Annotated in this window: 8 protein-coding genes; 4 read left to right on the top strand and 4 right to left on the bottom strand. The window is 47.5% G+C overall.

All coding sequences use genetic code 11. The features are described from left to right. Window positions 1–30 precede the first annotated feature (30 nt). Window positions 31–321 (bottom strand): hypothetical protein, encoded by a 291-nt coding sequence (locus NKT06_RS05785; RefSeq protein WP_253431191.1) that lies wholly within the window; start codon window positions 319–321, stop codon window positions 31–33. A gap of 319 nt (window positions 322–640) precedes the next feature. On the opposite strand from NKT06_RS05785, the gene NKT06_RS05790 reads away from it, so the two are divergent. After that, window positions 641–2,710, top strand: a complete 2,070-nt coding sequence (locus tag NKT06_RS05790) for an ATP-binding protein (protein ID WP_253431195.1) — start codon at window positions 641–643, stop codon at window positions 2,708–2,710. Window positions 2,711–2,806: 96 nt separating this feature from the next. On the opposite strand, the gene NKT06_RS05795 is transcribed toward NKT06_RS05790, so the two are convergent. Both NKT06_RS05795 and NKT06_RS05800 read right to left on the bottom strand, forming a co-directional pair. Further along, window positions 2,807–4,660: a sigma-54 interaction domain-containing protein gene (locus NKT06_RS05795; RefSeq protein WP_253431199.1), complete on the bottom strand. Its 1,854-nt coding sequence runs from the start codon at window positions 4,658–4,660 to the stop codon at window positions 2,807–2,809. A gap of 533 nt (window positions 4,661–5,193) precedes the next feature. Next, the gene (locus NKT06_RS05800) at window positions 5,194–6,117 is read right to left on the bottom strand and encodes a proline dehydrogenase family protein (RefSeq protein ID WP_253431201.1); all 924 of its coding nucleotides are present in this window, start codon (window positions 6,115–6,117) and stop codon (window positions 5,194–5,196) included. Between the two features lie 326 nt (window positions 6,118–6,443). On the opposite strand from NKT06_RS05800, the gene pruA reads away from it, so the two are divergent. Further along, a complete protein-coding gene (pruA, locus tag NKT06_RS05805) occupies window positions 6,444–7,991 on the top strand; it encodes an L-glutamate gamma-semialdehyde dehydrogenase (protein WP_253431204.1) in 1,548 nt (515 codons plus the stop codon). Between the two features lie 126 nt (window positions 7,992–8,117). Beyond that, window positions 8,118–9,422, top strand: a complete 1,305-nt coding sequence (gene rpoN / locus NKT06_RS05810; RefSeq protein WP_253431208.1) for an RNA polymerase factor sigma-54 — start codon at window positions 8,118–8,120, stop codon at window positions 9,420–9,422. 126 nt (window positions 9,423–9,548) lie between these two features. On the opposite strand, the gene NKT06_RS05815 is transcribed toward rpoN, so the two are convergent. Next, complete coding sequence (locus NKT06_RS05815; RefSeq protein WP_253431211.1) at window positions 9,549–10,982, bottom strand: aspartate ammonia-lyase; 1,434 nt, start codon at window positions 10,980–10,982, stop codon at window positions 9,549–9,551. Between the two features lie 334 nt (window positions 10,983–11,316). Here NKT06_RS05815 and NKT06_RS05820 point away from each other — a divergent pair, with 334 nt between their 5' ends. After that, complete coding sequence (locus tag NKT06_RS05820; RefSeq protein ID WP_253431214.1) at window positions 11,317–12,594, top strand: methyl-accepting chemotaxis protein; 1,278 nt, start codon at window positions 11,317–11,319, stop codon at window positions 12,592–12,594. Window positions 12,595–12,667 lie beyond the last annotated feature (73 nt).

Consider the following 12,667-nt stretch of genomic DNA (forward strand, 5'->3'; position numbering starts at 1 on the left):
GCATCGATATTAAACTACCTTATGCACAGTCTAGCAGTTTTTACTAATCCGCCGGGTATGTTGTGATGAAACAGGCAGGCGTTGCAGGGTGGAAGTGGAGCGTCGGCCCCGATAAAGCTTCGTTTGACTAGAGGATGGTGCAAGTGATAATGAAGAGGGAGCAGCCAGTCGATACGGGGGTGATGACCGGTCGGGGCGTCCTTCCGGTTCTGCTTCATTGGCTGCCGTTGAAATGCCACTTTGGTGAAGCCACTCATGAAGTCGTCTTGGATTGATTCCGAGTTGTCCGCTCAGATTACAGATATCGAGGTTTATTCTCACACAAATCCGCCTTTCCTGGAATATCGGGCTGGTAGTAGGGTTTGAAAGGGAAGCATGAATTCGAGATCAGTAAATGCTCATGTACATGGTAATTGTAACTTGATTGGCGGAATGATCCATTATATTGAGAAGTAGCGCAGAGGGGGTTATGTATACCATGTTAAACGTTTCCCTGTACGCTTTTTTTGATAATTCCCTATAAATTGGCTTTTAACAAGATTCTATCACTTCACATGCAGCTGCGCGTCTCAATATAGTCTCAATTTTGGTTAGAAAATAAATACATTAAAAGTACCAGTATCTAGTACGGAGGACATATATGGGAAACAGTAGTGAGGCTCAATACGACGAGTATGTTGAGGATGGCAAACGTTTTGTTGGTCGAATCATGGAAATGACGACACTGGAGCGGTGGTTCAATCATCCGGAAGCCCCATTGACCATATTTTCAATTACCGGCATGGGAGGCATCGGTAAATCTTCATTGCTTTCAGAGATGTTATCTTTCTCTCGGAATCGAGGTGCGACAGCAATCTGGATGGATGGCCGATCATGTGGAGCGACACCTTCCGTTTTTATGGATTATTTGTCCTCTACATTAGGATTGGAAACACTGGATAGTGAAGGGTACCCGCGGCCATTGAGTCTGCTGAAAGACACATCCATCGAGAGGCGAATGGTCCTGGCAGTGGATAATTATGAAGAGTTGGCTCTGTTAGAAAGTTGGTTTATGGAAGTCTTTGTATCCAAACTTCCGTTAAGAGGAATACTTGTCATTCTTGCATCACGCCCGGAATTAGCATCTACCTGGCGGACACATCCCCGATTGCATCAGAGGTTTATACAAATGCGGCTTCAACATTTCACAGTTGATGAGATTACGGAATATATCACGGTGGCAGGTTTTTTGAATCAGGGCATGGCAGGCACCATTACGAGAATGACCGATGGGCATCCACTGGGTCTTGCCCTAGCTGTAGAAGCTGCGGATCAGAGGCGGAATCTTCCGCAATCCGAATGGGCTGAACTGTCGCATATGATCAGTGCTCGATTATTATTGGAACTGACTACACCACGTCTGCATCCCATGGTGGAGGTACTAACATTGCTTGAGACAGCCAATCAGGAATTGTTATCATCCGTACTAGATATGACCGTGACACAAGAAGAGTACCACATGCTGAGACAGATGTCGTTTATCCGTTCCGGCCCGGACGGTCTTGCCCTGCATGATATGGCCAGGGTACATCTACTCCGGGACTTTCGCCAACGTGAGCCTCATCGATTGCAGACCATGCGCATCAAGATTGTGAAATTGCTCAAACCGCTGCATGAACAGGCGGGGCCGCATGAGCGTCGCCAGATCGCCCGGAAGATGCTGTTGCTCTGTCAGGAATCCATGCTTCAATACCGCAAGTACGCGGATGTGTCCCGTGATTCCTTGTTCTCACCTCTGGAAACGATGAGAAGCGAGGATCTGCCTGCTCTGCACAGCCTGTTACAAGAATGGTGCGAGTACAGTGTAGAACCATGGCAGGCTGTACCCTATGGCCCCTTCCTGGATGAACTGGCACACCGTTATCCCGAAGGAATCGTATTAATGCGTGACAAGCATGGGGAGACAATCGCCATGTTCATTACAGTGCTTGTGCATAAGGATAGTAGTGAGCTGCTATTAAAATATTTTCCGAATGAGATGTATGAATGCTTCACATCAGAGGAGCTCGGAAATGACCCGGATCAGAGTGATACGCACTTTGCTTTACTGGCTGCCGCAAGAGATGATGTGCCTGGTTATACACGAGAAGAACTCGTTGGATACATGACACTGGACCGACTGGCTCTGCTGGGTGATGGTGCGCGAGCGATGCTCGTCGCAACGAATCCTCATCTGAAACTGTTTTTGCAAAGCATTGGATTTCAGATGCGAAGAACAAGCACCCGGGTCTGCGACAGCTTTGAGAATCAGGCGGACGTACTTGAATTGGATTTGCGTAGTGGGCAATTCGGACAGTGGGTCATGTCTTTGCTTGATCCGGAATCAACAGAGAATCGTATACAGCCGGAAACAACGGAAGCGGGTGATGTCGTCTGGACCGAACAGGATGTTCGCAAGATGTTGGGATACCTTCGATCTCCTGGAGAATTGCATGAATACGCTGGCAGAGTTACAGGAGTAAGGGATGGTATGCAATTACAGCTGTATATCATGGATTTGTTGGAAGGCAGAGTGCATGGCCTGTCCCCGCAGGATCAGATGCTGTTGTACGCGGCCTACTGGACGCATGCTGGCAATCCAACTGCCGCAGCCCAGACGTGTTCCATGAGTCGGGCGACCTTCTATCGCCATCTCAGAATAGCGGTGACTCGCTTGGCGCGGATATTGTAGTGAGAAGAACGTCATTCGCCCAGTCCGTTCAGAACAATATTTGTCATCGAATGCATAGCTCGTTGATTCAATATAGCGACGACAAGAAGAGGCTGGTCATAGACCAAGCCTCTTCATGCGATTATAGAGCGTTGCTCTGGAGATGCCTAGTTGCTTGGCGAGTGTTCGTTTGTTGCCACCTGCTTCTTTCAGATATTGAATTAGAAGTTGCGCCTCATAGGTGTCCAATTTTTGCTGATAGGTAACACCGGAGACAAGTTCGGAATCATCCGAGGTATCTAGTTCGTCCGCATTTGCAACCGTTCGAGGTTCTTGTTCTGCTCCTGCTCCCGCCGAATCCTGACGTTGCTGATATTCGTTGCTCTCATGTGAATGGATTCCGGATGTCAGTTGAATTTCGGACTGTTCTTGCATGGTGAGGGAAGTGAGGGTGTCAGGCAGGTATTCCGATTTAACCTCACCATCTGTCGTCAGGATGGTCAAGCGTTCGATCACATTTCGTAATTCACGGACATTGCCTGGCCAATCATACTGGAACAGCAACTTGAACACTTCAGGTGGAACCAACTCAATATGACGGTTATAGAGCAATGAGAATTCTTGAAGGAACGTCTGGGTTAATTCATATATATCTTCCTTGCGCATACGCAGAGGAGGGATGACAAGGTTAATGACATTCAGCCGATAGTAGAGATCTTCTCGGAATTGATTACGGGCAATCATACTCATTAGATTCTGGTTGGTTGCTGCAATAATCCGGCAGTCCGCCTGTTTCATGCGCGTTCCGCCCACGGGGAAATAGCTCTTCTCCTGCAACACCCGAAGCAGCTTCACTTGCAATTCCAATGGCATCTCACCGATCTCATCCAGAAAAAGCGTCCCCCCTTCGGCAAGCTCGATCTTGCCCCTTTTGCCTTTGGGATCCGCTCCGGAGAAGGCACCTTTTTCGTAGCCGAATAACTCACTTTCAAACAAGGAAGCAGGGATTGCCCCGCAGTTAATCGCGATGAACGGTGCAGTCTGCAATTCACGGAGATCATGAATGGCTTTCGCGAATAACTCCTTGCCTGTGCCGCTCTCCCCTAGAATAAGTACGGTTGCTGAGGTGGTACTGATCTTGCGAATGGTCTCCATGCACTGCTGGATGACCGGGCTGCTGCCCTTGATTCTGGCGAATGGATCTAATTCGGGCCGTAGCCGAGCCACGGCTTTCTCCAGATGCTGGACTTTGGAAGTCATATGTAAGAGTTCCTGGTGTAATCTAATTTCAGTTGTTATATCCACTTCAGCAGCAACTGCGCCCACAATATGTCCATCCAGTTGGACAGGACGGGCATTAATCAGAGCGAACAGGTCGGGCCGTGGCTGATGCTGTTTGCGATAGACCGTTTCGCCGGTATACAGCGTCTTGAGAGACTGTAGCCGATCTGGAGGAAAAAAGTCTGCTGCGGGTTGTCCGATGATGTCTTTTTTGCTGATCGAAAAAACATGCTCCGCCCCAGTTGTCCAGTAGGCCACCTTGGCCTCTTCATTAATTAATGTCAGAGCTGAGCCCGCTGTCTCAAGTGTGGTCTCAAAATAAGCTTCTATTAAGCGATGCGCATGCATCATGGCATGCAAAACATCGGATACGGCGATATAACCCTCGTATTCGCCCTGATCATTCTTTATTAATAGAAGAGGGCTCGTAGCAAATAAGGGGATCACTTCCGCAAGTTCAATCGAAGCAGAGACGACAGGTACGGGAAGACGGCCGTATGGTACTGTTCTGTTGGGTTGGCTGTACAACCAGGTGTATTCAGTATTGCGACGTATAAAGACAGGTCTGTCAGTACCTATACGGAGTTCTGACGGTATAGACTGAAGTGTGTTTTCGTCATACAGGAATTCATCCAGAATACTCATATCTGTTCGTAATAAAGCATTCAGCTCAGGAAGTAAATGTCTCATCGGGATCACCTCGGTTGCAGCATATACTTATAACAAAATGTAAATGTGAAATTATGTATATTATAACGTTCTGATGGAGCTGTGTATATATTTTTTGACATCAGGTGTGCAGGTTGGTATGTTCGACTCGATAAATAAAAATTCACTTTTAATTGTATACGATTACATTGGGTTGAAACGAAGATAAGTGTTGATTTTAGCTGGGATCCAAAGCCTCTGAGTGAATTTAATGTTATAAAACATAACGTATATATTTTTGCGAAATGGAGCAGATAGACCGGAGAAACGAGGGAAGTGGTGTGATTTAACTGTATGAAGAGGTACTGGTGTGTCTATTATATTGGACATTTCAATTTGGGGTTTCTTATTTTTTAGACATATGAATGAATTGATAACGTGTTAAAGATTAAGAATCAGTTTTAACGCTCAAATAACCATGCTTTCCAAAATAACAGGACAGCATGGTTATAGGGAAAACCTTTCTGGGTGGGGGAAGTACTTTCAAACAAAATATGATGAGTTCAATCGAAGTTTTATCTAAACATATTTTTAACGACCATCCAGAGATTAGCTGGTTTTTCGGCCAAACGGCGGGTATAGTACGGATACCACATGGTACCGTAAGGGACGTAACAGCGAATGCGATAGCCTTCTTTGGCGAGACGTTCCTGTTCGCTCATGCGCAGACCATATAACATCTGAAATTCAAAGGCATCCGGCGAGATTCCGCGATCCTTGGCGTATTGTTTCGTCCAGTTAATGATGTGATCATCATGCGAGGCCACCGCAGTGTATACACCCTGATCGAGGTGATTACGAATCATTGTTTTGAATTGATGAATGACTTCAGAAGTATTCTGATAGGCGACTGATCCGGGTTCTTTGTAAGCACCTTTAACCAGACGAAGCCGGATGCCTTCCCGAATCATATCACGCGTATCTTCTTCGGTGCGATGCAGGTAGGCTTGCAATACGGTGCCTGTATTGTGCAGTCCTTCCGAGTGCAGTCTTCGAACAATATCCAGCGTTGCTTGAGTAAATGGACTATCCTCCATATCAATTCGGACAAAAAGATCATGCAATTTGGCTTGTGCGGCAACGGTACGGATATTTCGATAGCCCTCTTCGGGGTCCAGTGCGAGGCCCATCTGGGTTGGTTTCAGCGAGACGTTGGAGTCTGCCCCTTCACGTGCAATGCCTTCTACCAATCGTACATACTCATCCCTGTATAATGCTGCTTCGCTCAGGCGGGTGATGCCTTCGCCCAGATGATCGAGCGTAGCCATGATGCCTTTGTTATTGAGTATGCGGATCTCTTCGAGAGCTTCTTCCAAGGTGTTTCCTGCAATAAACTTGCCTGCCAGCTTCTTACCATATTTGATGGACAGGTTCTCTACAGCTTTGTTGCCTGCCACGGTTAATAAGGTTTTGCGATATATTTCCGTTCCTACACTCATTTTCGTTTCCTCCTTCAGCATTCTGCATCATTCGATTCAAGCTCGGTTGAATCATGCTTTTTTATCCCTTATAGAAGCAAGAAGCGTGCCAGATTTGGCGAGGCTCTACTATTTTTCATGAAAATGATCTATTTAAATTGAACTAACATTTACACAAAACGGAATGGGCAGTGTGAATTTTCTTTAGTTAAATTTAATAAGAAAAATATTTCAGGTCCAACCGGAGTTGGCACGGATTTTGCTACATATATTGGGTGATGAGTAACATGCAAAATAATTCAGGCGAGCAGCCAGCGAATCCCACATCCTGAAGGAGGAATCATTTGATGAATATCCCTTTTGTTAACGAACCATTCACACCCTTTGCAGTCCAGGCGAACCAGGAAGCATTTGAAGACGCACTTCGTCAGGTCGAAGCTGAACTTGGGAAGGAATACCCGATTATTATTGGTGGGCAAAAAATAACAAGCAGCCGCACGTTAACGTCCGTGAACCCCGCGGCCAAGAATCAAGTTGTCGGAACGATCCATCAGGCAGATCAGGAATTGGCCGAAAAGGCCATTCAGACAGCCGCGGAGACATTCCGCACTTGGAAACATACCGATCCGAATGAACGGGCTCGTTATCTGTACAAAGCAGCTGCCATTATGCGCCGTCGCAAGCATGAATTCTCCGCATGGATGGTCTATGAAGCCGGCAAGACCTGGCCTGAAGCCGATGCGGATACAGCGGAAGCCATTGATTTTATGGAATTCTATGCACGGGATATGCAGCGACTGAGTGGACCCCAGCCCCTCGTGCGGATTGCAGGGGAAGATAATGAACTGAGTTATATACCGCTGGGCGTTGGCATTGTTATTCCACCTTGGAACTTCCCGCTGGCGATTATGGCAGGTATGACCTCTGCTGCACTGGTCTCCGGCAACACGGTGGTATTAAAGCCCGCCAGCACAACTCCGGTGATTGCAGCGAAGTTTATGGAACTGCTCGCAGAAGTTGGCCTGCCGGATGGCGTCGTGAACTTTTTACCAGGACCAGGCAGTGAAGTGGGCGATTATCTCGTGGATCATGCGCTCACCCGGTTTATCAGTTTCACCGGTTCCAGAGATGTAGGACTGCGAATTAATGAACGTGCAGCACGTACAGCTCCAGGTCAGAAATGGATCAAACGGGTCATTGCAGAGATGGGTGGCAAGGATTCCATCGTTGTAGACAGTGACAGTGATCTGGAACTCGCGGCAGAGTCCATTACCGCATCGGCATTTGGTTTCTCAGGACAGAAATGTTCGGCGTGTTCCCGTGCCATTATTCATAAGGATGTATATGATGAAGTATTGCAAAAAGTGATTGAACGGACACAGAAACTGACGATGGGCAGTCCACTTGAAGTTGGCAGTCAGGTCGGGCCGGTTATCGATGACAAGGCATATGCAAAGATCACGGAATATATTGAAATCGGCAAGGGTGAGGGGCGTCTTGTGCACGGTGGCGGTACAGGGAATGTTGAAGGTTATTTCATTGAACCAACCATAATTGCCGATGTGGACCCCAAAGCCCGGATTGCTCAGGATGAGATTTTTGGACCCGTGCTTGCATTCATCAAAGCCGAATCTTTCCAGGACGCATTGGATATCGCCAATAATACCGACTATGGACTGACCGGCGCGGTGATCTCGCGTAATCGTGAACATCTGGAACAGGCAAGACGCGAGTACTTCGCGGGTAATCTGTATTTCAACCGGAAATGTACCGGAGCACTGGTAGGCACGCATCCATTTGGCGGATTTAACATGTCAGGCACGGATTCCAAGGCAGGTGGAAGAGACTATCTGCTGCTGTTTACACAGGCGAAGCTGGTATCGGAGAAATACTAGACAGAAACTCATGATCGGACGAAATTCCTCTTACAATTGTGTGAATAGTATGCTATTATCCCTGCAAATCCTTTTGTTCGTATAAAAAAACGCTTATTACTCAGCAAGGCACAAGGAGGGAAACGGATGTTAGGTGTTCAGTTGGTGCAGGAACAACGTATTCGGCTGTCCATCACGCCGGAGATGAAACAATCCTTTCATTTGCTAACCATGTCCGGACAGGATCTGACTCGTTACTTGCTGGATGCGGCGGAGGAAAATCCAGTTCTTGAACTGGAAGAACAAGTTGCACCCCTCGCCCGGATTCCGCGGCGAATGGATCAGCGCAGGTATGATTCCTACGATCCGCTGCTTCAGGTCAGAGATGCAGAACCTACACTGGAACAGTTACTGATTGCCCAAATTCGAGTGATGACACTTCCAGTCGAAATGGAAAATATGGCCGTATATTTGGCAGGGTGCGTCAATGATGATGGTTATCTGACCGTTGAACTGGCAGAGGTGCAAGCAGCAATTGAGCAACCGATGAGCAAGATTGCAGCGGGACTGGAGCTTCTCCAATCGCTGGACCCTGCGGGTGTAGGGGCGCGGAATCTGCAGGAATGTCTTTTGCTCCAGATTAGACGTGATTCATCAGCTGCGCTGTATGCGGAGCGGATGGTGGAAGCGGGATTGGAAGCACTGGTTCCTTTTCACCCAGGTAAAACAGGGAGTCGATTAGGCATGACTTCACAAGAAGCTCAGGTTGCCTATGACTATATTACACGTCTTGACCCCAAGCCCTGTCGATCCATCGGATGTACGGAACGACCACATTACATTATTCCAGATGCCATTGTAGGGTTGCGTAACGGTGAGGCCTATTTTAGCCTGCATGTGGCAGGTAACCCTCGTGTATCGATGAATGAAGCGTGCATCCGCTGGATCAGGGAAGCGGCGCCTGACGAAATCTGGGCTACCCGCGCGGCAGAGGCGAGGGCGATCATTCGTAGTGTACACCTCCGGCGCAGGACTTTAGTGCGTGTGCTGGCGGCCGTGATGGAAGAGCAAAAGCACTTTTTGGTCAAAGGCCCATCCGCGCTAAAACCGCTTAATCTTGCTGTTATTGCAGAGAAGATTGGCATGCATGAATCAACGATAAGTCGTGCAGTCAGTGGTAAGTACATTCACACCCCATATGGTGTATATGAACTCAGGGCTTTTTTTGCCTCGGGAATTCGTACAACGTCAGGGAGTAAAACATCAGCATCAGCGGTGAAACGAAGATTAAAAGAAATCATTCGCACAGAACAGACGCAGCGGCCATACTCGGATAGTCACTTGACCACACTGCTTGCCGAGGAGGGAATTGTCATCTCCCGCAGAACGGTTGCCAAGTACAGGGAGGAACTTCAGATTCTGCCTTCCCTTGAGCGTAAACGATGGGCTTAATCAAATAGCTGATGTCTTATCATCTCTGAATTGAACACAAGAACCCCCGCGAACCGGATGAACGGTCTGCGGGGGTTCTTGTTGCATTATGGGTGTATAGGTTCCTGCGTTAGATTTCCTGAGTTCCTACAAGCGTTCCATATTACGCAGGAAATGTTCTCCGGCAATTCCTGGCGTCGTCATCTGCTCCGGATGAAGAATCTCTTCCAGTTCTTCCGGAGTCAGTAGTCCGCGTTCCAGAATGATCTCTTGCAAGGTAAGTCCAGTTTTGAGTGCTTCCTTCACAATGGAAGCCGCCACATTATAACCTAAGTGTGGGTTCAACGCCGTAACCACACTGAAACTTTGTTTCATGATTAATTCGCAGCGCTCTCGGTTAGCTTCCATCTCTTCAACCGCATAACGTGTGAACACATCAATCCCGTTATTCATGATTTTCAGTGATTGCAGCAAGTTAAACGCAATAACCGGGCCCATAACATTCAGCTCGAATTGACCAGCTTCACACGCCATGCAGATGGTGTGGTCATTGCCCATCACCTGGAAGGATACCTGGTTAATCACTTCTGCCATTACCGGATTGACTTTGCCCGGCATAATGGACGATCCGGGCTGACGCGGTGGCAGGAGTAGTTCATTGAATCCTGCACGCGGACCTGAGGCCATCATGCGAATGTCGTTACAGATCTTGGACAGACTGACCGCACATACCTTCAGTGCCGCCGAAAGTTCCAGATAGGCATCCGTGTTTTGCGTCGCATCCACGAGATCCTCAGCTGTTTGTAGTGGTAGTCCGGTAACATCGGATAGGTGTTCCGTAACTTTAACGATGTATTCAGGTTTCGCATTGAGCCCTGTGCCTACGGCAGTTGCGCCCATGTTAATTGTAAGCAAGCGACGATTGGCGAATTCCAGACGCTCGATATCCCTGCCGATGACACGGGCATAAGCTCCGAATTCTTGTCCAAGGCGAATAGGCACAGCATCCTGAAGATGGGTACGGCCTACTTTGACCACATCGTTGAACTCTTCTTCTTTTTTGTGGAACGCGTCCTGCAGTCTCTTCATGGTAGTGAGTAACGTCTCGGACAGTTGATATGCCGCAATACGCAGTGCTGTAGGTACCACGTCGTTGGTGGACTGGGACATGTTAACATGGTTGTTCGGATTGCAGTGGAAATAGTCTCCCTTGCTTTTGGTTAACAGCTCCAGTCCGCGGTTGGCCAAAATTTCGTTCATATTCATATTCATGGAGGTGCCTGCACCGCCCTGAATGGAGTCTACAATAAAATGATCCAGATGATGGCCTTTCATCATTTCTTCAGCTGCCATGACAATTACATTGCCGATTTTACTTGGTAGCATTTTCAGTTCCATATTCGTAACTGCTGCTGCCTTTTTCACCGCAGCCAGAGCTGTGATCAGCTCCCGGTGTACCGGAACGCCGGTAATCGGGAAGTTCTCCACGGCCCGCACCGTCTGAATGCCGTAATAGGCATAAGCCGGAATTTCTTTTTCACCGATAAAATCTTTCTCCGTCCTTGTGGACATAGTAGACATTTCGTTCGCCTCCAGTGGCATCCAATAAATAGGTCAGCTCCGGCATTGCCGAAGCGCACTCAGTATATCATTTAAGCAAAATGGATGCCAATCTAAATCATTTGGCCTCTTGTGCCGATAATAAATAAAATTAAGGATGTTAAATGGAATATTATTCAATTTTATGAGAATAGGAGGGGCGGCTAAGCTTGTCTTACATATTATGCGCTTCATGGTAGAGAAGTCATGCATGAACGGTAAATATGGGGCGGATAGAACGTTTTCAGTGATGTATATCACATGAAATTTGGTACTTGATTGGTAAAATAGGAAAAAAGGACTACGGGGTGTAAACATGAAATGGACTTTAGGCGCAAAGACAGTCGCAGGTTTGGTACTAATCTCAATTATTACGTACGGAACTAGCGGCTTTTTTATATTTTTTGTCAAAGACTGGATTAAGTTAGATATTCCAAATTGGGTATACATATCGATTATCCTGGTTATGGGGGTGTGTTGGAACGGGATTCTCGGGTGGTTTGCCTCTCGCTGGCTGACTCGTCCGATTGTTCATCTGTCTCGTGCGGCGCAACAGGTTTCATCTGGCGATCTGACAACGGAGATTCCGCAGCGCCGTACACAGGATGAACTTACTGTATTATATGATGCTTTTCGTGTAATGGTTTCTAATCTCAGAAGTATTGTGAACGATATTGCGGACAGTACACGGACCACATCTCAGAATGCGCAGTCGCTCAGTGAAGCCATTACCCAAGCTGCGGAGCAGATCGAGATGATGTCAGAAGCGGTGGATCATATTGCGGTAGGCGTAGAAGAGCAGAAGGTTACTTCCCATCAATCTCTGATTACGGCGGATGAGATGCTGAACGATTTTCAGCGTATGCATAGCCAGTCCATGGACATGACAGAGATGTCCGGTCAGATGGAACGATCGGTGGATCATACAAAACAGACATTCTCATCGTTGATGAAAGGCATGGACGAGCTGGCCGAATCACACAATCGTTCCCGCGACATTATGCTGCTACTGGAGAAGGAAGCCTCTGATATCGAAGTAATTACCCAGTCTGTCAAAAATATTGCTGAGGAAACAGGGTTGCTTGCCCTGAATGCTTCCATTGAGGCTGCACGAGCTGGCGAAGAAGGCTCTGGTTTTGCAGTCGTGGCGCAACAGATTCGTAAGCTGGCAGACGAGAGTAAGGAATCAGTGCATCGGATTAATGAGCTGATTAGTCGTGTGCAGCAGCGGATCAGGGAGACGGCACAACTGTCTCATGAGCAGCATGGTCTCGTGGTTAATGAATCGGAGCGGACCATCTCTGTAGATCAGACGTTGCATGAACTGACAGGCACGGTGGACGTATTTATGAAAGGTGCGCATGATATCGGTTCCAAGATTGCAGAACAGACTGGCCGTGTGGAACAAACGCATGGTCATGTGAAGAAGATCCAGGGGAAAGCAGGATCGTTCTCGGATGAGGCGAGACGAATCATGGATGCCGCACACGAAGAGACAGCCATCATGGAGGAGATTTCATCCTCGGCTGAAGAATTGAGACAATTAACCGATCGGTTATTGGACAAAACCAAAGCATTCCGGATGCAGCCTTAAGCTGTATTCGGGATTTTTTTTGCTTTTTGAGAACAGTTTTGGCATAATAATTTGCTTATTCTGGTTAAAGCCG

It is taken from the genome of Paenibacillus sp. 1781tsa1, from assembly GCF_024159265.1.
Lineage (GTDB): Bacteria > Bacillota > Bacilli > Paenibacillales > Paenibacillaceae > Paenibacillus.